This is a genomic window from Brucella sp. LJL56 (assembly GCF_054871705.1).
The window spans coordinates 233,757-254,914 of sequence record NZ_JBTXLQ010000002.1 but is presented as its reverse complement, the minus strand read 5'-3'; the positions used below and the strand labels follow the sequence as shown (position 1 = coordinate 254,914).

The window sequence follows — 21,158 nt, the reverse complement described above, 5'->3', positions numbered from 1 at the left end:
CTAGGCAGCTATTTGAGCTGACGTGCACCGAAGACCGCCTCGAAAGCTTTTCCCATAGCGACGTCCAGGTCACCTATCGTCACCGGCAATCCCAGATCTACAAGGCTGGTGACGCCATGTTCTGCGATTCCACAAGGAACGATTCCGGAATAATGGCTGAGATCGGGTTCGACATTGATGGCAATGCCGTGAAAGCTGACCCAGCGGCGAAGGCGGATGCCTATGGCTGCGATCTTATCTTCGCACATGGTGCCATTTGCAAGGCGGGGCTTCTCTGGCCGTGTAACCCATACGCCGACGCGATCTTCGCGACGTTCACCCTTGACGTTGAACTCGGCTAGACTTTCAATGATCCATTGTTCAAGAGCTGTCACGAAGGCGCGTACGTCCTCGCGGCGACGTTTGAGATCAAGCATCACGTAGGCGATGCGCTGGCCGGGGCCATGGTAGGTATACTCACCGCCGCGCCCCGTGTTGAAGACGGGGAGACTGTCTGGAGTCAGGAGATCGCTTGCATTGGCGCTGGTGCCTGCGGTGTATAGCGACGGATGTTCAACCAGCCAAACAAGTTCATTTGCTGTACCTTCCCGAATAGCCTGGACACGTGTTTCCATGAAAGCGAGAGCTTCCTCATAGTCCGTAAGGCCTTCTGTAACGACCCAGTCCACGGGAGGCGCATCCGCCAGGAGTGGCAGAAAATGAGTCTCCAGTGCATCGCGTTCACGCGGCTTTTGTGAATCTTTCTCGAAAATGGGGGAGGCGGAACTATTCGTCATGATGAAAGCATATGGCGGTTTTGTAGCGCGACTACCAGATGTCAAAATGCCTCCCCGATCAATGAATCGCGAGCGGCACTTCCTTTTCGCATCGATTACGCCCCGCCTGTTTTGCCCGGTATAGGGCGCGGTCAGCGGCGTTGACGAGATGACTATAGTCTGGATGGCCGTTGAATGCTGCAACACCGATAGACAAAGTCACAGACTGGCGTGCGCCATCGGGAAGATTCATTGGCTGCTGCGCTATCTGGTTGCGCAGTTCCTCACCAATCGCAAAAGCCTTGCTTTCGTCGGCCTCCACAAGGGCGACCAGAAACTCTTCCCCGCCGTAGCGGAACACGAAATCGCTTGGACGGCATAGTGACAGGATCGCCCCGGCAACTTGCTGAAGAACCGCATCGCCAGCGCTGTGTCCATAGGTGTCGTTGATGTTCTTGAAATGGTCGATGTCGATCATCAGAACGCTCAGATTCATAGCCTTTTGTGAAGCCATACGTACTTCGCGAGTCAGTATTGAGGGCATGAAACGGCGGTTGAGCGCACGTGTCAACGGATCTCGGCCCGTCTCCATTGCTGCGGCCGCCTGAAACAGTTCAGACAACAGGAATTTCACCTCACCGATCTTGGTTTGAAACAGTGCAAGGGAGGTGGCCAGTTCGACGGGATTGTCCTTGCGTGCATTGTTGATGGCCGGCAGTAGATTATCGTCTATATGTTCTACATTCCGGCGGATGTTCTCCAATGTAGTGGAGTTGGAGAACATGAGATCGGCCTTGTGCTGTAACCACAATCCGAAATCCGAGTTTGCGAGCGAGTGAAGCGGACTGTCGGAATTGCCGTACAGGTTGAAGAGGAGTGACTGGCTCCATTCCATGAGCGCGGCGCGTTGCGATTCGCGCTCAAGAGGAAAATCGTGGCTGAGCGTGAAGGCCCGGTAAGCTTCATCGGTCTGGGCGCTTTCGCGCGCGTCCTTGACGAAAGCTTGGCTCATGATTTCAATCGCGATGTCGATGGCATTGCTGACATGTACGATAAGGTGCGCCAGGACCTCACGTGAAGCAACCTCTAGACTCAGTTGACGAACGATCTCGTTTTTGAGCAGACGCGCGCCCTGCATAACGACATGGATCGGTACGTCGATACGGGCATGAACTTCGCCAATCTTGCGCTGTTCGTGGATGAATGCTTCGACATCGCATGCGTTTCTCTGGAACATTTTCAAAAGCCAGTCGCTCAGCGAATTATGCAGTCGCTCCTGTACCATTTTCTGGGAGAGAAAAGTCGCGGCATCGCGGTTGCTCATGAGGCGGCTATAGAAAACGCCGACAAATTGCTCGCGATGGCGGCTGATCAGATCGCGGAGAAGGCGCGCATGTTCTTCGGGCAGGCTGTTGATTAGCTCGATCCATTCGAGTTGCGTGGTGCCCAGTCCTGTTTTCGACCCCCATGTAGCGCCGATTTCAGAGGTCGAATAATCCATGTTTCTACTCCTTGCGGTGACCGCAAGGCTCCGCCCGCTACCGGTTTGGAACCAGCGCCGGATCGGCTTCGCGAATCGGAGATTCTGCGGTCTTCCCCTTGTTTCAAGGGGCTGTGTGCGAACTCAACAAGCCCCTGATATCTCGACTTTCTTAAGAATCTCTCCGCAAAATTGCAGGTTAATAATTGGGATCAGTCGAGGGCATTTTTTGTAGGTCGCGCTCGAGATTGATAGAGCATCGTAAGATTAAGTGACTTTACCATGTGGCTGTTTGGCCTACCTATCTGCGGGCAAGATTCCAATTCTGGCCAATTCTCGAAAGGAACCCGGAATGAGATTTAAGTTACTTTCTGCAGTTGTAGCGCTTTTCGCGGTTACCGCTGTCGCCGAAGCGGGTACGCCCGTTGCTCCGGCTCCGATTCCGGTAATTGCGCCCGATAGCGCCGGCTCAGCTATTCAAGTTGATTATCGCTGCCGTCGCGGCATGGTCCGCACCCCGAGCGGTCGTTGCGTCACGGATCGCCGCTGGCGTGATGATCGTCGTGGATGGGATCGTCATTCACCACGTTATTATCGAGAACGGGACCGTGATCGCCGTTGGCGTCATGATCGCGACCGTCATCGTGATCGGGTCTATATCGAGCCGCGTCGTCGCGGTCCGCATAATTAAAGAAAGAAAAGAGCAGCGGTTTCGCTGCTCTTTTTATACTGGTTCGGTTTGTGTGCCTGAAATAGTGTCGATTTGCGGGAAAACATCCGGCGTCATGGGCGCAAGTACATCAATGATGAGGCCGCTTGGCGCGAAGTTCACATCACAATTGGCCTTCAATTCCCCGGTCAATACGGAATACAGCAGCCTTTGACCGAACCCGCGGCGTGCGGGACGTTCGACTGTCGGCCCACCACTTTCGACCCAGCGCATGTGAAATTTCCGCTCCCCCTGTCTTTCTATGACCTCCCAGTCAAACTCGACTGTGCCGCTTTCATTGGAGAGTGCCCCGTACTTCACGGCATTGGTTGCGAGTTCATATAAGCCTAACGAAAGTGAAACTGTCACTCGGTCGCTCACCACAAGCGCTGGACCATTCATGCGGATACGATGACCGAATGTACTGTTAAACGGGACGAGGGCGGTTTCACAAATCTGGCTGATCGTCGTCCCCGTCCAATCGTCCTTGAGCAGCATGTCGTGGGCCTGACTGAGTGCTCGAAGCCTTTCGCTGAACAGTTCGTTGGCAGTTTGGGGATTGGTGGCATTGCGCAAGGTCTGGTTGGCTATCGATTGCACCATAGCCATTGAGTTCTTGAAGCGGTGCGATATTTCGCGCGTAACCAGCGCCTTATCTGCCTCGACTTTTTTGCGTTCGGTGACATCAATGACGATGCCCAGAAGCGCAGGGGTCCTACCGAGGAGTGCTTTGGCGCGGGTTTCAACCCAGCGCACCTGGCCCAACCTGTTGATGATGCGATACTCAGCCTTGAAGGGCTTGTTAGTGGCAAAAGATTCCTGAGATCGCTGGATCAGCATCATTCGGTCTTCAAGTACCACCATTTCGATAATTTTGTCGTAGTTAACGGGTTCGTCGGGTGTCAGTCCGAAAATGCGCCGGTATTCCGCCGAGCAGTTGATTTCTCCGGTATGATAGTCCCGCGTCCAGAAACCGACATTCGCCACCTCAATGATATATTGGAGCTGATCGTTGCTACGTTGCTTTTCGATTGAAAGCGTTTCGCGTTCTTTTTCGAGTTCAACGAGTTTTCCGAGTTCCAGTGTCACATCGAGCTGCGATGAAACGAAATGATGAAGCTCACCTGCCTCAGTTTTGACTGGGGAGATATGTAGCCGGTTCCAGAATGGTTCGCCTGATTTCTTATAGTTTAGAATATCGATATCGATTGACTGCTCCGCTTCCAGCGCCGCGTGGATAGTCTCGATATGCCTCGGATCTGTGCTAGGCCCCTGAAGGAAGCGGCAATTCTTTCCGATGATTTCATCGGCCTCATAGCCGGTCAGGTTCTGGAAAGCCTTGTTTGCAAAGATGATTGGATTGTCCGGCAGACGGGGATTTGTGATGAGCATTGGCATAGGCGTCAATTCAACGGCCGCCGTGAAAGGATTCGCTTCCTGGGAGAAGGATGCTCCCAATACTTTTACGGACGGCTGTACTTTTGTTGCCAATGTAAACCCCACTCGCTGAAAACGCTTACAAGCTGTCCTACTTCACGCAAGTTATCCGATTGTTGCTTAATTTGCTAACAAAAATAATGGAATAGCCAGAACGAATTATCGTTTCGTCCGTTAAACAGCAGAGGAAACATCTGCGTGTTGCAAGGTGCAAATAAGGTGCGCACGTAATTTTCCAGCAGTATTCAGCGGGCATTCATAAACGGACGGCAATGATGACATCATTGAAATGGAGAAGCACAGGATGAACACCTTCAAAAAGATGATGGTTGGCCTTGTCGGTGCAAGCTTTCTGATCGGCGCAATGGTTCCGGTCTCGGCTGCACCTGTCATGTCAACTGCGCCTGCGGCAAGTAATGAAAATGTTCAGCATGTCCGTGATGACCGCTGGCGTCGCGGACCGAGCCATGGACACTGGGGCGGCTACCGGCCTGGGCCTCGTCCAGGCTGGCACGGGCGTCCTTACCGTCCGGGACCGGGTTATTGGAATGGCTATCGCGGTGACCGCTATTATCGCCACGGCTATCGCCGCCATAATGACGGATGGTGGTACCCGCTCGCTGCGTTCGGTGCTGGCGCAATCATCGGTGGTGCGATTGCCGCTCCGCCGCCACCGCCTCCGCCAGTCTACCGCGCGCCAGCTTACGGTTACAGCAATTCACACGTCCAGTGGTGCTATAATCGTTATCGGTCCTATCGGGCGTCAGACAACACGTTCCAGCCGTATAACGGTCCACGTCAACAGTGTTATTCACCATACTGATAGTGGAAATTCGTTAAACTCAATGGAGCCGCCCTTTTATGGGCGGCTTTGTTTTTGTGACTAAGTCTATCAACTGCATCGATCAGTAATTGTCATCCATATCAGTGCATTCTAAAAGGCGGTCGGGGTAAGATTCCAGGGGCATTTGTTGAATCGCTTTCGGTCTCCCCATTTCATAACGAAGCTCTAGAGGAGACGGGATGCGCCAGATTTTACCCAAAGCATTGGCCGGTATAGTTATACTCAGCATACTGAGCGTAGTACTTGGTTCCTGGTACACGATTGACGAAGGCGAGCGCGGTGTTGTTTTGCGCTATGGTGCTGTTTCCGGCGTTGCACAACCGGGGCTGGGCTTCAAAATTCCTATGATCGATTCGATTGTGCGTATATCGGTGCAATCCAAGGCTGCTATCTACAACAGCATGGAAGCCTACAGCCGCGATCAGCAGCCTGCTACGATGAACCTGTCGGTCAACTATCGTATTCCACCAGACCGCGTGGAAGAAGTCTACGCGACCTATGGCGGCGAGGAGGGCCTCTTGTCCCGCCTTGTCGAGCGCCGCGTTTTCGAGGAAAGCAAGACTGTTTTCGGCAAGTTCAATGCTGTTGAGGCTATTCAGGAGCGTAGCCGTCTCAATCAGGAAATTGCAGAGGCTATACAGAACAGCGTACGTGGTCCGGTTATCATTGATACAGTGCAGATCGAAAATATCGATTTTTCGGATTCCTATGAGCAATCCATCGAACAGCGCATGCTGGCCGAAGTTGAGGTGCAGCGTCTCCGCCAGAATGCAGAGCGCGAAAAAGTGCAGGCTGAAATCACCGTGACGCAGGCAAAAGCGCAGGCAGACGCACGTCGCGCCGAAGCTCAGGCTCAAGCCGATGCCGTTCGTCTTCAGGCTGAAGCCGATGCGGAAGCCATACAGATAAAGGGTGAAGCGGAAGCAACCGCCATCAAGGCACGTGGCGATGCACTTCGTGACAATCCGGGGCTTGTCGCACTGACGCAGGCCGAACGATGGGACGGCCAGTTGCCAAGCACGATGCTGCCGAACGGGGCGATCCCCATGCTGAACTTGAACAGTTCCCAGACGCAGCAGAAATCACCTGATTACTGATAGGTGAAGCAAAGGACAGCGGGGCGGTAATTGTTTGATTTGAAACGCATCTTATCCGCCGCGCTGTTCATAGCCTTCGACTTTTTCCCCATCCATCTTCTGACGCAAGTGCTGCTTGAGCATCGTGATCTTGTCCGCGTTCCAACCCGTAACGCCGGTCACTTCCAACCACGCTTCGACATAGTGTTCCGGAGCGTAGACATGCCCATGTCCCATCGGTGTGGTCGTCCCAAATGCCATATCAAGTGCCAATTGAAGCATGGTGACGATGGGATACCATCGCAATTCCGGTGAAACATCCGGGCCGCGCGGTTCCTGCATCCAGTCAGGCTGCCGGTAGAGCGATTGGCTTTCAAAAAAAGTCACCGGGTCGCTGGCATATTGCAGATAAATCACGCGCAACGGACCCCAGCGTGTTCCATTTCCTGGCGCTTGACCATTCTGGTTCATGAAACGTGCAAAGGAACCGTCACGAAATACTGGCAACCACTCAGGTGTTCCCTCGTTTCTCCGTCTGGTCATGGCTTTCCAGTCGCGGCTTGGGAAGGGTGGTCCGCTCCACAATGCGCCGTTGATCGGATCATCAAGCATTTCGAAAAGTTCGGCCGAGACTTCTGAGTTCATTGCGCCAAGGCTCAAACCATAGAGATACAGACGAGGGCGCTGGTCGTGTGGAAGATTTTTCCAGTAGTTATAGATGGTAATGAACAGGGCTCGGGACGCCTCTGCTCCATATTCTGGTTGAAAAAACAACGACAAGGGACTGGAAAGATAAGAATATTGCATGGCAACGCTGGCAACATCGCCGTTGTGCAGAAATTCCAGTCCATCCATCGCTGCAGGGTCTACCCATCCGGTACCCGTCGGCGTAATGACCACCAGCACCGAGCGCTCGAACCCTTTCTGCCGTTTGAGTTCATCAAGCGCAAGTTTCGCCCGTTGATCAGGCGTATCAGCGACTTGCAGACCGGCATAGACCCGTATCGGATCGACCGCCATTTCACCGGTCAATGCCGTGATATCTGCAGCCATTGGACCCGAGGAAACGAATTCACGTCCGGCCCGCCCAAGTTCGTTCCAGTGTAGAAGTGAAGCAGAGCTACCAGTGGCATTGGGTGCCGTGGGTTGCGGACGATCCGGCTCGATTAGAGCATCATATTCCCGAAACGAACGGTCCAGAATCTTGAAAGTAGACTGGATGAGCAGACCGTTGGCGATGGTCCAGATGAGCACGACCGTAATTGTAACGCCCAGGACATTTGCAACTCGCCGCGGCATGATGAGTTGTACTTTTGCGGAGACGAAATTCCCCAAGCGGATGAGGAGACGAACCAGAATCAGCAGAACAAAAAAAGTCAGCACTGCTAAAGCGGACACACTTGTTGGGTATGCGCTAGGCACTGGCTCCATGTTCATGACTGCGCGAACTGAGTTCTGCCAACCTGCGGCGAAATAAAGCGCTGTAATAGCCACCGCAAAACAGACAACACTAACGACGAGATTGACCCGGCTACGCAACCGATTTCGAGGTTCGGGCAATTCTAAATATTGCCACAGCCACCGCCATAGCACACCGATGCCGTAACCGGCTCCGAAGGCGACCCCTCCCAGTATCCCTTGCATTACATAGGCGCGTGGAATGAGGCTTGGTGTCAGTGCGGCAGCGAAAAATAACGTGCCGAGTGCTATGCCTACGCCGGACAAAGAGCGTCGGAAATGAGAAAATGCCTTGGTAGCCAGAGACATGAAACACCGCGCTGTTAAATCATTTTCTTGAAACTAGCCGTAGCATGATCAGGCGGCAAGGCCTGGCATGGAGAAGAGGCTGGGCTGATCTCGTATCGGGCCTCTGGCGTTTCAGAAACACTTTTCCGCCGTGAGTGTCAGTCTTGAACGAGTATGGAAAGTGCCAGTTTACCGACATCATGACAGCGCAGCACGACACGGTCTGTCCCAGACTCTTATTTTTTTTGAATTTATGTTGGAGAAACCTGATTTTATGGTGTTGACCAATCAATAAGCCGCCCTTATGTTCCGCCGCACTTCCAGGGGCGATTTGCTCCTCTAGGGAGCGCGTAGCTCAGCCGGTAGAGCAACTGACTTTTAATCAGTAGGTCCAGGGTTCGAATCCCTGCGCGCTCACCACTTCTCCAAATCCGTTTATTTCACCTTTGCCGCAGTGACTTTACTTCGCAAGAATGTCATGAGCCATCATGACCTTGCGTAGAAGAATTGTTGGCGATCGGTCGGATACAGCCCTTTGGGTCGTATCGTTGGCGCTTGTTATTCTTCTGCAGGGGCTGGTAACGGCATATGCGCAAGCCTCCATGACTGCGTGGAGTGCCGGTCCATCATCTGTGATCTGTTCGGTTCATTCGACGCAGAGCGATGACGACGTTCCTCTGAAAGACCTTGCCAGACATTGCTGTTCGACCTGGTGTCAGGCAGCCTGTGCTGTCGGAACAGGGCTCCTGGAGCAGCCATTTACTGTGTCTTTCGATTCAGTTGTGACGAGAGACACAGTTGCTTTTCCTCTGATTGTTCGCGCGCCACCTGGTCAATTTGTTACTGCTGCGCAGGCCAGAGGTCCACCCGCTTCGTACGATCTTTGAAAAAAGAAGCCGCCGCTTCGCGACGGCAATTTCATATCGTTTGGAGATATCAATGCAAAATCATCATCTTATCGTGGTGGTAGCGACGGGCCGCGCCCGCAACTACACCGCTCACGCGCTGCGCTGTCCTCCATGCTCAAGGAGGGTTCGGTGACGAATACGCTTCTTGAAGGAAAAGCTGGCATACAGGTGCAGCAGAATGCTGCGAGTTCTGCGCCCTCCGGCTTCCACGCCTTTATCACTCGATTTCATTTCTATGTCGGCTTGTTTGTCGGCCCTTTTATTCTGATCGCAGCCGTGACGGGCACACTTTATGTTCTCACGCCACAGCTTGAAAACTACATCTATCGTGATCAGTTGCGTACCGCGTCGCTTGGAACGCCGCAACCATTGGCAGAACAGGTGAAAGCCGCGGAGGCATTTATAGGGGACGGCTCGAAACTTTTCGCCGTGAGGCCTTCGACCGGCCCTGGCTGGAACACAAGGGTCATGTTCAACCAGCCTGGACTGGGAGAATCTGAAAGCCGGGCAGTTTTCATTGATCCTGTCACACTGGCCGTGAAGGGTGATCTCGTTGCCTATGGCACAAGTGGAACATTGCCGTTTCGGGCGGCAATCGACTATCTGCACCGTAATCTAATGCTCGGGGATTTCGGGCGTTATTACAGCGAACTTGCTGCATCCTGGCTCTGGATGGCGGCGCTCGGAGGTGTACTGCTTTGGTGGTGGAAGCGGGATATCCGGCGAAAACAAAAACAAACGAAAAACATACACCTGAAGACTCGTCGTTTTCACGGTCAGGTCGGAATCTGGAGTGCTGTCGGGCTTCTATTCCTCTCGGCAACCGGTATGACGTGGTCACAACTGGCTGGGGCAAGAATTGACCAGTTCAGAGCTGCGGCAGGCTGGGTTACGCCTTCGGTCTCGACAGCTTTGAACACGGTGACAGATTCCGAGCAAGGACATGGCTCACATCAAGGCCATGGTTCTATGCCGATGCCGTCTGGCGCGGGGGATGTGAAGGATTATGTCAGGCAAATAGATGGTGTTTATCTGGCAGCACGACAGGCAGGAATCGATTCATCCATGGTCGAGATCCGACTGCCCCGTTCATCGGATCAAGGCTGGCTAGTGCGTGAATACGACCGTTCCTGGCCGACACAGGTAGATACTATTGCTCTCGACCCAAGGGATATGAGAGTTATCAGTCGTGCGGATTTTGAAAGCTTCCCCATCATCGCAAAATTGATCCGCTGGGGCATCGATCTTCATATGGGCGTCCTGTTCGGTGTGGCTAATCAGATCGTGATGGGTGCACTTGGCCTTTCGCTTATTGTGATGATTATCTACGGCTATCGCATCTGGTGGCAGCGGCGTCCGCCTGCCGGATCAATGCCGAGAACGTTGATCGCAAGCTGGAAGCGCCTCTTTGTCTTGCAGAAAATCGGGATTGCAATCGTTTCTGTTACTATCGGTTGGACTTTGCCACTGGTCGGAATCAGTCTGATTGCGTTCCTGGTGATTGATTTTGTGCGCTGGCAATTCGCCGGCCAAAGGCCTGCTATTGGCTGAAGCATCAAGCTGACGCCCGCCAGGCGGGCGTCAGCTCTGGTTGCCGTCAACTGGCCGGGCGTGGGGGCAGTCCGGCACGGGCTCGCATTTTTTCCAGAAGGCTGGCAGCAATAGGTTCATAATTTTCATCAAAATGATGACCACCAGCCAGTTTCATGATTTCCATACCTTTGAGCTCGGCAGCGGTACAGGCGGTGTCATCTTCTTCTTCGCCGTAGACACAAACCACGCGATCAAGCGGGATCGTAGAGATGGCCGGAACTACGTCCTTGTCACCGTCCATTCCGAGCCAGCCCTCGATGGAAACCTGAAATGTCGTCGTCGTTTCAACACCGAGAAGCCCGATCATTTTTGTCCGCTCTTGTATGGCAGGGGGGAGATATTTCCATGCAAACGGAAATGTGTCGGCGCCGAATGAATAGCCCAACACCGTGACCGGCAATTTGTTTGTCGGGTCAGCTTTCTTGATCATGGCCGTTGTGTCGTTGGCAATTTCTTCCGGCGTCCGCTCCGACCAGAAATAGCGCAGCGAATCCACGCCGATGACGTGAACGCCATGGGCCTGCAGCCATTCACCAATGGATTTGTCGAGGTCACGCCAGCCACCGTCGCCAGAATAGAAAACCGCAACCATGTCGGCTTTCCCGCCCTTGGCGGGAAGGTCTACGATAGGTAGAGCTTCGTTCTTCGCATCTTGATCCGCCATGGCGACAACATTGTCGACGGCCATTTTCAGACGCGCGGGGAATTTCGGCGCGGATTGAAGTACGGCGACATTTTCCTGGCGGGCCGTAACCGGATTGTTGACTGGGAATCCTGTGGGACCGATCACGAGAGCGGGGGCTGGAATTGCTGCGTTGAAGCCATAAGTAAAGCCTCCACCGGGAGCTTTGATGGCGTCGGCCTTCTCCGTGCACGAAGGCAGACGGGTTTTGGCCGGAACCGGATCAAGCGATACAGCGCCTGCAACGGTCGCGTCCGGGGAATCCGAGGCTGCCGCATAAGCAATGGTAGCGCCCTGTCCAATACCTGTCAGAACCGGATGAAAATAGACGCCCAGATCGAGCCCGCGTAACGCTTCCTTGGCGATGGCTTCGAAATCGGAGTCCAGATAGTTGCACTCGCCGTCCTCTTTATCGAGGGCGGCGCGCCAAGGGCCGAGATCGACAGGCAGGACGATCAAATTCCGGGCAAGCATTGCATCCATGAATTTTTTTTCCCGGTCGCCAACGCCACCGTCGTCGCTCAACAGAATTGCCAGGCCGACGGGATCGTTCTTCGGCATATAAACCGGGATATTGGACAGCCTTTCGGCGCTGGCATGAATAACCGGTTCGTCGGAATCGGTAATTTTCGTCCAGAGGCGGGCGATTTTGCCTGTATGCATTGCGCCATACACGCCCGTAGCGGCCACCAGCGCCAGCCCAAGCACAGTAAAGAGAACGCGTTTTTTCTTCATTTGCGGATGAACTCCAGAGGGCTGCCATTGATGAGAGTTGTGGCATCGAGAAGGGCGCGCGGTGTCTCAAGGCCGCCCGGACAAACCATGTAGTGCGGGGTCCAGACCGGATCGAATTTTTCCTTGAAAGCTTTCAGCCCGTCAAAATGATAGAGGTCGGCGCCGCGCTTGTAGATGAAGGAGCCGAAGCGGTTCCAGCGGGATGCCAGTCTGCTGCCGCTCAGGCCAGAAAGAGGGGCGGCCCCGAGATTGAACCACTTGTAGCCTTCCTCCTTGCTGGCCATCAGCAGTTTTGCGAAAAGCGCGTCCATCAAGAGCTTATGCACATTTGGCATGTAACGCATGAGGTCTACGGTGATTTCATACTTGTCAGCACCGCGCCACATATTGGCGAAAGCCACGATTTCTCCGTCGCTTTTCAATACCGCGACGTCGAAACGTTTCATGTACTCGTCATCAAAATAACCGAGAGAGAAACCCTTTTCGCTGCCTGACTTGAAATCGAGCCATGCGTCGGAAATCTCGCGCAGGCGTGGAACGAGCGGCGGCACATCCGCTGCCGAAATGATTTCAAACGTCAGGCCATCCTTGTCGATCTTGCGATCGGCATAGCGGAATGGCTGACGACGTGGACCTTCGAGAGAGAAGTTGGTGAGGTCGACACGGGCAACTTCACCAAGCTTAAGCGCAATCAGTCCCATATCCAGAAACAGGGGCAGACTTTGCGGGCCAACACCGTAGAAGACGGTTCGCAAGGCAAGTTTGTCGGCGAGACTGTGAAACGACCAGGCAAGCTCCTTACCCGTGTACTCATTACCGATGGGGTCCCCAAGCGCGATCAGACTGCCTCCTGATTGCGCGTACATGACGAAGGCGCTCTTGTCGGGGGCGAGAAGAAATTGTTTGTCGCCGAGAAGGGCCAGAGCGGCATCGGTATGCGGCCATTGAGCGACGAGAGCTGGCACGGCATCGGGTATCGAATAATCCACCTTCCGTCTGCGGTGTCCAGTTCTGTTGATAATGGAATAAAGGCCCACCGCCGCAACAACGGCAAAGACAAGGACCGTCGCCCGCAGGAATCGAGGCGCGTTACCGTTCCAGGCGAAATCCCACCAGAGATCGTTGGAGTATTCCACGTGGCGATAGACAAAAAAGCCGAGCCAGGTGGAGACGAGCACCGTCGTGCCGACGGTCGCGATCCAGTTCCAGCTTAAGTCGAATGGTCCAGAAATCGGGCGGCGGTAGAACGAGTCGCGGAATCCCCAAAGCGTGAAGGCGAAAATGCAGAGAATCGTCGCTTCTTCCCAGTCGAGACCTTTGGCCAGAGAAAAAGCAGCGCCGCTGAGAAGAAGGATTTGTGCGGCTACCCAAGCGCGCGCAAGCCGCTTCGACAGGCCGCGCGCGACGATGAGCAGCGCTACTCCGACCAGGCTGGCGGCAAGATGCGACATCTCCATCAAGGACTCGGGGACGATGTCAGAAAGCAGTTTCACGCGATAGCGGAGGTCCGGCGTCGCACCGGAAACGAGAAGAATGATGCCACCGAGAAAGATGATGCTGGCGGACAGGCTGGGGATAAGTGGCTCGACCAGACGTTTGGCGAAACGCGCCTGCTTCCCCAGCATATGGCGACGACGCATGATCTCCCATATGAGAATACCTGCCGTCGCCACGACGAGTGGCATAACGGTATAGATAAGCCGGTAAGCAAGAAGTCCCGCAATCGCATCCGGCTTCCCGCCAAGGCCGAGACCTGCAATGATCGTTGCTTCAAATGCGCCAAGACCACCCGGAGCATGGCTGGCAATTCCCAGTACAATGGCGATGACATAGACCAGTGCGAAAACCGCAAAGCTTGGCACAGCGTCGGCGGGCATGAGGACATAGAGAGTAGCGGCTGCGGCGCCCACATCCACAAGTCCTGCAAATATCTGGGTCAACGCTCCTTTGGAGTTCGGCAGGCGCAGACTGAACGAACCAATCGTGAAACTGCGTTGTCCATGCGACAGCCAGTAGATCAGCCAGCCAATGCCGCCCAGAATGACGATGCCTGCGGCAATATCGATTCGGGAATCGATGGCGGAGAGCCACGGAACATCCTGTGGGTCGATGAGAAGCGCGGCACCAACCATGATGATCAGTGCAAACCAGATCGCGAACCACGATGTTCCGACGATCTTGCCGATATCGGCGAGGCTAACGCCTTCCGCAGCATAGATGCGATAACGCAGAGCGCCACCGGTCAGAAGGGAAAAGCCAAGTGCATTGGAGATCGCATAGCCCGCGGCCCCCGCAATGGCAGCAAGGCGACGCGGTATCTGATTGGGCGCGATCGTATCGACCGCCACGACATCGTAGAGTGCAACAGCGGCATAGCTAAGAGCCGTGAAAAACACGGCCAGGCCAAGCGTTGTCCACGAGATGTTGTGGAACGCAGCGAGTGTTTCCGTGCGAGATGTGTTCTGGAGCAGATTCTCCAGCACATAGATCGCAAGTAACGCGATTGCGATACCTGCTATCGGGAACAGAAAATGTTGGTATCGCTTGAACCAGCCGGAATGTCTCGTCGACGTTGCAGGTGGTGTTGAAGGCACGTCATCATCAATAAGGCTCATAGGAACATCGTCCGGTTGGAGCAATATATTATAAATCGCGCAATGATCTCGATTTAGGGCGAACTTGTGTTCGAGCGAGATGCCGCATTGAAAATATTCTAAGTAAAGCCGAAGTTGGTCTATATAAGCCTGCGGTTGGGCCGAACCGCAAGTGATTTGATGAATTGAAAGAGGTATTGGTGCTCGATATTTCATACATGACCGCAGCCGGAGCGGGTGCGTTGTCGTTCCTATCGCCGTGCGTCCTACCGCTTGTGCCTCCCTATCTGTGTTACATGGCGGGCGTGAGTGTTGAGGATTTCCGCGCAGAGAAAGCCACAGCGGTTGTGGCAGCACCTTCTGCGCGCCGTTCACTCGCCTTTGCGGCAATCTGTTTTGTTCTCGGTTTCACGACTGTTTTTGTGGCGCTTGGCGCGGGCGCCTCATCGATAGGAGCTTTCCTGCGGGCATGGCAGCAGGAGATAGCAATCGTTGCCGGCATCGTCATCATACTGATGGGACTGAACTTTCTCGGTATCTTGCGCCTGTCGTTCCTGTCCCGCGAAGCGCGCTTTCAGGCACGCAATGCTCCGGCATCGCCGCTTGGAGCCTATATTATGGGCCTCGCATTCGCCTTTGGCTGGACGCCGTGCATCGGACCTGTTCTTGGACCAATCCTGACACTTGCGGGCGGCAGCAGCACAGTCGGTGAGGGCGCGTTATTGCTGGCGACCTACTCGCTTGGCCTTGGTATTCCGTTTTTGATTGCCGCTCTTTTTTCTGGCGCATTCATGCGGTTTCTTTCGCGTTTCCGTGTGCATCTCGGCAAGGTGGAGAAAGCCATGGGCGCACTTCTGGTTGCTGCAGGTGTCTTGTTCCTGACCGGTGGCATGCAATCCTTCTCGTTCTGGCTGCTCGAAAATTTTCCGGCGCTTGGACGACTAGGTTAGAGTTCGACGGCAATCCGTAAGTTTTCATAGATGCTTTGATGTTATCAGCGAAGATCATCTCAATTTTCTGGACGACACCATGACAGATCGTACCTGCCTTTCCATTGTACTTGCTGCTGGCGAGGGCACACGCATGAAATCCAGCCTGCCCAAAGTACTGCATCAGGTGGCGGGCCTGCCATTGGTCTGCCATGTGGTCAAGGCGATCCAGGGGACCGGCAAAAGCGATGTTGCGCTGGTCGTCGGGCGTGGGGCGGAAGACGTGCGCGGCGCGGTCGAGAAAATCGCAGGTTCGGTTTCCGCGTTCGAGCAGACGGAACGCCTTGGTACGGCCCATGCCGTGCTCGCCGCACGTGAAGCGATTGCAAATGGTTATGACGATTTACTGATTGTCTTCGGCGATACGCCGCTGATCGAAGCGCAATCACTGCAAGCCGCCCGTGCACGCTTGGCCGATGGTGCAGATATCGTGGTAATTGGCTTTCGTCCGGCCAGTCCGCATGGTTACGGCCGCCTGATTGAAGAGGGCGACCAGTTGGTTGCTATTGTCGAGGAAAAGGAAGCCACTGAAGCCCAGAAGCAGATCGGCTTCTGCAATGGTGGTTTAATGGCCGTGCGCGGAAGCGAGGCATTGGCGCTGCTGGATGCAGTTGGAAACGATAATGCCAAGGGTGAATACTACCTGACTGACATTGTAGCTATTGCGCATGACAAGGGCCTCAACGTGACGGCTATCGAAGTGCCGGTCGACAATGTCATCGGTATCAACAATCGTGTGGAGCTCGCCGAGGCGGAAGCCATCTGGCAGGGCCGCAAACGCCGCGAGATGATGCTGGCCGGTGTGACATTGATCGCGCCGGAAACGGTGTTTTTCAGTCACGATACACTGGTCGAGGCCGATGTCATCATCGAACCGAATGTGTTCTTCGGTCCCAGCGTTCATATTGCATCGGGTGCGCTCATTCATTCCTTCTCACATATGGAAGGGGCGAATGTCGGCCCCAAGGCTGAAATCGGACCTTTCGCGCGTTTGCGTCCCGGCGCAAAGCTCGGTGAAAAAACCAAGGTCGGCAATTTCTGCGAAGTGAAGAATGCCGATGTGCGCAAGGGTGCCAAGATCAATCACCTGACCTATATCGGTGATGCGATTGTCGGAGCATCCAGCAATATCGGTGCAGGCACGATCACCTGCAATTACGACGGCTACAACAAATACAAGACGATCATTGGAGAGAACGCATTCATCGGATCGAACAGCTCGCTGGTGGCCCCGGTGGAAATCGGCGACAACGCCTATATCGCATCCGGCAGCACGATCACCGACAATGTTCCGGCTGATGCGCTGGCATTTGGTCGCGCACGGCAGGAAACCAAGGAAGGTCGGGGCAAGATCCTGCGGGAGAAGTATGCCGCCATCAAAGCGGCTAAAACCTCATCGAAGTAAATCGACTATCTGACGACCCGAGCGAGGATGGCGTGACTTGTCGTTCCGTTCTAGAATCTTTAAACCGGCTGGCAAAAGCAAGCGACCCAGATCTGGAGCAGATGCATGTGTGGAATTATCGGTATTATTGGCAAGGATGAAGTCGCGCCGCTTCTGGTCGATGCTCTGAAACGACTGGAATATCGCGGCTACGATTCCGCTGGTATCGCCACTTTGCAGAGGGGCAAGCTCGACCGCCGCCGTGCGGAAGGCAAGCTTGTCAATCTGGAAAAACGTCTGGCCGGTGAGCCGCTTCCCGGTGTGATCGGCATTGGTCATACGCGCTGGGCCACGCATGGCAAGCCGGTAGAACGCAATGCGCATCCGCATGTTACAGAGCGCCTTGCTGTCGTTCATAACGGCATTATCGAAAATTTTGCCGAGCTGCGCGCCATGCTCGAAGCCGAGGGCCGCAAGTTCCAGACCGAAACCGATACCGAGGCTGTTGCCCATCTGGTGACCCGTGAACTGGATAAAGGCAAGTCGCCGGTTGAAGCCGTGCGCGATTGCCTGCCGCAGCTCCATGGCGCCTTTGCGCTCGCATTCCTGTTCGAAGGTGATGAAGAACTGCTCATCGGCGCCCGTCAGGGGCCGCCGCTTGCTGTCGGCTATGGTGATGGCGAAATGTTCCTCGGCTCCGACGCGATTGCGCTATCGCCGTTCACCGATACCATTGCTTATCTCGAAGATGGTGATTGGGCAGTGCTGACCCGCAAGGGCGTTTCCATTTATGATGAGAACAACAACCAGGTCGAACGCCCGATCCAGAAGACGCAGACGGCCAATATGCTCGTTTCCAAGGGCAATCATCGTCACTTTATGCAAAAGGAGATGTTTGAGCAGCCGGAAGTGATTTCGCATACGCTTGCCAATTATCTAGATTTCACCACCGGAAAAGTGCGTCAGGAAGCTGTTGGCGTTGATTTCAGCAAGATCGACCGTCTGACGATTTCTGCCTGTGGTACGGCATATTATGCCGCCTCGGTTGCCAAATACTGGTTCGAACAGATTGCGCGCTTGCCAGTCGATAGCGATATCGCTTCCGAATACCGTTATCGCGAAATGCCCTTGTCGAAGGATTCGCTTGCAATTTTCGTATCGCAGTCGGGCGAAACAGCGGATACGCTGGCGTCGCTGCGTTATTGCAAGTCGCAAGGGCTGAAGATTGCTTCCATCGTCAATGTAACCGGCTCGACCATCGCGCGTGAATCCGATGCCGTGTTCCCGACGCTCGCGGGCCCAGAAATCGGCGTTGCCTCTACGAAGGCTTTCACCTGCCAGCTTTCGGCTATGGCATCGCTGGTCATCGCAGCCGCCAAGGCGCGCAGCACGATTGACGATGCGCGCGAACAGGAGCTGGTGCGCCAGCTTTCCGAAGCGCCGCGTTTCCTCAATCAGGTGCTGAAGCTGGAAGACCAGATCGCTGCGGTCTGCCATGAACTCGCCAAGGTCAATCATGTGCTTTATCTCGGCCGCGGAACGTCTTTCCCGCTCGCCATGGAAGGTGCACTGAAGCTCAAGGAAATCTCCTATATTCATGCCGAAGGCTATGCTGCTGGCGAGTTGAAGCACGGACCGATTGCTCTTATCGACGAAACCATGCCAGTGATCGTCATTGCACCGTCGGATCGTCTCTATGAGAAGACCGTTTCCAACATGCAGGAAGTGGCTGCGCGTGGCGGTCGCATCATTCTGATCACCGACAAGAAGGGGGCAGCAAGCGCCAGCGTCGATACGATGGCGACCATCGTCCTACCGGACGTGCCGGAATTCATTACACCGTTGATCTATGCGCTGCCGATCCAGATGCTGGCCTATCACACCGCTATCCTGATGGGCACCGACGTCGATCAGCCCCGCAATCTGGCAAAATCGGTAACAGTTGAATAAAATCAGCTTGTTATAGAATTTTCTTGATAAGTTCATAGAATGGCCGCATCAGCGGCCATTTTTTATCCAGCTCGAATCAGCCTTATCGCCTCATCGCGTCCAAACAGATAGAGCAGCACACGCAAAGCTTGACCACGCTCGGATTCCAGATCGGGATCGCTGGTCAAAACATAGCGGGCGTCCTTGCGGGCGATTTCCAGCAGATCGCCATGTGCTTCGATGGAAGCCAGACGGAAGCCCGGCGTGCCGGATTGGCGGGTGCCGAGCAACTCGCCTTCGCCACGTAGTTTCAGATCTTCTTCGGCAATGCGGAAACCGTCTTCTGTCTCGCGCATCACTTTCAACCGCGCCTGACCGATTTCGCCCAGCGGTCCCTTGTAGAGCAGGAGACACGTCGACGGCTTGTCGCCGCGCCCCACGCGCCCACGCAACTGGTGCAATTGCGACAGGCCGAACCGCTCGGCATGTTCGATGACGATGATGGTTGCATCGGGCACGTCCACACCGACTTCAATAACGGTAGTCGCAACCAGAAGCCGTGTTTCGCCTTGCTTGAAGGCGCACATGGCTTCGTCCTTTTCGGTGCCGCTCATGCGGCCATGGATAAGGCCGATGCGGTCGCCGAAGATGGATTTGAGGCTTTCAAACCGCTCTTCCGCCGATATCAGTTCAACGAGTTCGGATTCTTCCACCAAGGGGCAAATCCAGTAGGCTTTTTGGCCTTCCTGCACTGCTTTACGGATGCGCTCCACCAGTTCACCCATGCGCTCCATCGGCAGGATTGCCGTGGTGATGGGCTGGCGTCCGGCGGGCTTTTCGGTCAGTTTGGAAACGTCCATGTCGCCGAAGGCGGTCAGAACCAGCGTGCGCGGGATTGGGGTTGCTGTCATCACCAGCATATCGGGGGCTGAGCCCTTTGCGGTCAGCATCAGGCGTTGATGCACACCGAAGCGGTGTTGCTCGTCGATGATGACTAGAACGAGGTCGTGATACTCAACTTTTTCCTGAAACAGCGCGTGCGTGCCGATGACAATATCGATCTCGCCATTCTTCAAGCCTTCCAGCACGGCATTCCGGTCGCGACCTTTCTCGCGGCCAGTCAGCAGGGCGGCTTTTAGCCCGGCTTTTTCGACAAGCGGCGCGATGGTCGCGAAATGCTGACGAGCAAGCACTTCGGTTGGGGCCATCAGGGCGGATTGTCCGCCGGATTCCGCAGCATGTGCCATGGAGAGCAGACCTACCACCGTTTTGCCAGACCCCACATCACCCTGCAAAAGCCGCAGCATGCGCTCCGGCAATTTGAGGTCTGCGATGATTTCGCGAACCGCCTGATCCTGCCCTTGGGTCAGGCGATAGGGCAGGTGGCGCATGATCTCGGTTACGATACGGCCCGTGCCTTCCAGCGGACGGCCCGACAATCGGCGTGTCTTGGCACGCACGAGGGCAAGGGCGAGTTGGCCAGCCAGAAATTCATCATAAGCCAGCCTTCGCCGCGTGATGCCTTCAAGCGCAATGTCGGACGGATCTTCCGGCTGGTGCAAAGTGTTGAGTGCATCCTGGAAGCCTGGAAAACGCTCGCGCGCCAGTAAGGGGCCGTCAATCCATTCTGGCAGCGGCGGAACACGCGTCAGCGCTTCCTTGACGGCACGCCCCAGTGTTTTCGGCGACAAGCCCGCTGTCAGCGGGTAGACCGGCTCGACCATCGGCAGATTGGTGGCATCTTGGAGGTTCGCAATATAGTCTGGATGCACCATGGAGGCACGCCCGTTGAACCATTCGACCTTGCCCGACACGATGACGGTTTCACCTTCGGGCAGCATTTTTTGCAGCCATGGCAATTGCGCATGGAAGAAAGTCAGCGCAATCTCGCCGGTATCGTCATGGGCATAGACTCTATGCGGGACATTCCCTCTGCCGGGCGGCGCGGGCTGATGCTGATCGACGACCACTTCCAGCGTGACGATAGCGCCTTCCTGCGCGAGCGCGATGCCGGGGCGGTTGCGCCGGTCGATGACGCTGTTCGGCGGCAGGAACAGAAGCTGGCCGACTTTCGGTTCCGCGCCGGGCACTTCGGTGCCCAGAAGTTTACCAAGCAAAACCGCCACCTTCGGGCCAATGCCAGAAAGCGAACGGACGGAAGCAAAAAACGGATCGAGCATGGATGGACGCATGGCGGCGAGCATTAACTGCTTCGCTGTCAGGTGCAAGCCTGCGCCATCATCTTTTCGTGCTCTTTTTGTTCTTGCCTGATAAACAGGTTCCCTGTTTGGTTCCAG

Annotated in this window: 14 protein-coding genes and 1 tRNA gene; 8 read left to right on the top strand and 7 right to left on the bottom strand. The window is 54.9% G+C overall.

The features are described 5' to 3' along the window. Window positions 1-8: 8 nt before the first annotated feature. Together lipB and ACYSN1_RS09780 are read right to left on the bottom strand one after the other, a co-directional pair. Window positions 9-776: a lipoyl(octanoyl) transferase LipB gene (lipB, locus tag ACYSN1_RS09785; protein ID WP_461725490.1), complete on the bottom strand. Its 768-nt coding sequence runs from the start codon at window positions 774-776 to the stop codon at window positions 9-11. A gap of 58 nt (window positions 777-834) precedes the next feature. After that, window positions 835-2,256, bottom strand: a complete 1,422-nt coding sequence (locus ACYSN1_RS09780; protein WP_461725489.1) for a GGDEF domain-containing protein — start codon at window positions 2,254-2,256, stop codon at window positions 835-837. Window positions 2,257-2,587: 331 nt separating this feature from the next. Here ACYSN1_RS09780 and ACYSN1_RS09775 point away from each other — a divergent pair, with 331 nt between their 5' ends. Next, window positions 2,588-2,926 (top strand): hypothetical protein, encoded by a 339-nt coding sequence (locus ACYSN1_RS09775; RefSeq protein WP_461725488.1) that lies wholly within the window; start codon window positions 2,588-2,590, stop codon window positions 2,924-2,926. 33 nt (window positions 2,927-2,959) lie between these two features. Here ACYSN1_RS09775 and ACYSN1_RS09770 read toward each other — a convergent pair whose 3' ends face one another. Beyond that, the gene (locus ACYSN1_RS09770; RefSeq protein ID WP_461725864.1) at window positions 2,960-4,402 is read right to left on the bottom strand and encodes an HWE histidine kinase domain-containing protein; all 1,443 of its coding nucleotides are present in this window, start codon (window positions 4,400-4,402) and stop codon (window positions 2,960-2,962) included. Between the two features lie 283 nt (window positions 4,403-4,685). On the opposite strand from ACYSN1_RS09770, the gene ACYSN1_RS09765 reads away from it, so the two are divergent. Continuing rightward, window positions 4,686-5,204 (top strand): BA14K family protein, encoded by a 519-nt coding sequence (locus ACYSN1_RS09765; protein ID WP_461725487.1) that lies wholly within the window; start codon window positions 4,686-4,688, stop codon window positions 5,202-5,204. A gap of 200 nt (window positions 5,205-5,404) precedes the next feature. Continuing rightward, window positions 5,405-6,322, top strand: a complete 918-nt coding sequence (locus ACYSN1_RS09760; protein WP_461725486.1) for a prohibitin family protein — start codon at window positions 5,405-5,407, stop codon at window positions 6,320-6,322. Between the two features lie 51 nt (window positions 6,323-6,373). Here ACYSN1_RS09760 and ACYSN1_RS09755 read toward each other — a convergent pair whose 3' ends face one another. After that, window positions 6,374-8,068 carry an alpha/beta hydrolase gene (locus tag ACYSN1_RS09755; RefSeq protein ID WP_461725485.1) on the bottom strand — a complete coding sequence of 565 codons (1,695 nt, stop codon included), beginning with the start codon at window positions 8,066-8,068 and terminating at the stop codon, window positions 6,374-6,376. Window positions 8,069-8,391: 323 nt separating this feature from the next. Between ACYSN1_RS09755 and ACYSN1_RS09750 the strand changes: the two genes are divergently transcribed. Together ACYSN1_RS09750 and ACYSN1_RS09745 are read left to right on the top strand one after the other, a co-directional pair. After that, a tRNA-Lys gene (locus tag ACYSN1_RS09750) sits at window positions 8,392-8,467 on the top strand. 617 nt (window positions 8,468-9,084) lie between these two features. Continuing rightward, on the top strand, window positions 9,085-10,506 hold the full coding sequence (locus ACYSN1_RS09745) for a PepSY-associated TM helix domain-containing protein (protein ID WP_461725484.1): 1,422 nt from the start codon (window positions 9,085-9,087) through the stop codon (window positions 10,504-10,506). Window positions 10,507-10,552: 46 nt separating this feature from the next. On the opposite strand, the gene ACYSN1_RS09740 is transcribed toward ACYSN1_RS09745, so the two are convergent. Both ACYSN1_RS09740 and mprF read right to left on the bottom strand, forming a co-directional pair. After that, window positions 10,553-11,965, bottom strand: coding sequence for an AcvB/VirJ family lysyl-phosphatidylglycerol hydrolase (locus ACYSN1_RS09740; protein ID WP_461725483.1), 1,413 nt, complete (start codon window positions 11,963-11,965; stop codon window positions 10,553-10,555). Further along, window positions 11,962-14,580, bottom strand: a complete 2,619-nt coding sequence (gene mprF, locus ACYSN1_RS09735; protein WP_461725482.1) for a bifunctional lysylphosphatidylglycerol flippase/synthetase MprF — start codon at window positions 14,578-14,580, stop codon at window positions 11,962-11,964. Before mprF ends, ACYSN1_RS09740 begins: the two co-directional genes overlap by 4 nt. 179 nt (window positions 14,581-14,759) lie before the next feature. Here mprF and ACYSN1_RS09730 point away from each other — a divergent pair, with 179 nt between their 5' ends. The 3 genes from ACYSN1_RS09730 to glmS all read left to right on the top strand — a co-directional run bounded on the left by ACYSN1_RS09730 (window position 14,760) and on the right by glmS (window position 18,882). Beyond that, window positions 14,760-15,509 carry a cytochrome c biogenesis CcdA family protein gene (locus ACYSN1_RS09730; RefSeq protein WP_461725481.1) on the top strand — a complete coding sequence of 250 codons (750 nt, stop codon included), beginning with the start codon at window positions 14,760-14,762 and terminating at the stop codon, window positions 15,507-15,509. A 79-nt stretch (window positions 15,510-15,588) separates the two neighbouring features. Then, a complete protein-coding gene (glmU, locus tag ACYSN1_RS09725; protein WP_461725480.1) occupies window positions 15,589-16,953 on the top strand; it encodes a bifunctional UDP-N-acetylglucosamine diphosphorylase/glucosamine-1-phosphate N-acetyltransferase GlmU in 1,365 nt (454 codons plus the stop codon). Between the two features lie 105 nt (window positions 16,954-17,058). Further along, window positions 17,059-18,882 carry a glutamine--fructose-6-phosphate transaminase (isomerizing) gene (gene glmS / locus ACYSN1_RS09720; protein ID WP_461725479.1) on the top strand — a complete coding sequence of 608 codons (1,824 nt, stop codon included), beginning with the start codon at window positions 17,059-17,061 and terminating at the stop codon, window positions 18,880-18,882. Between the two features lie 62 nt (window positions 18,883-18,944). Here the strand turns inward: glmS and recG are convergent, their stop codons facing one another. Next, window positions 18,945-21,065: an ATP-dependent DNA helicase RecG gene (gene recG / locus ACYSN1_RS09715; protein WP_461725478.1), complete on the bottom strand. Its 2,121-nt coding sequence runs from the start codon at window positions 21,063-21,065 to the stop codon at window positions 18,945-18,947. Window positions 21,066-21,158 lie beyond the last annotated feature (93 nt).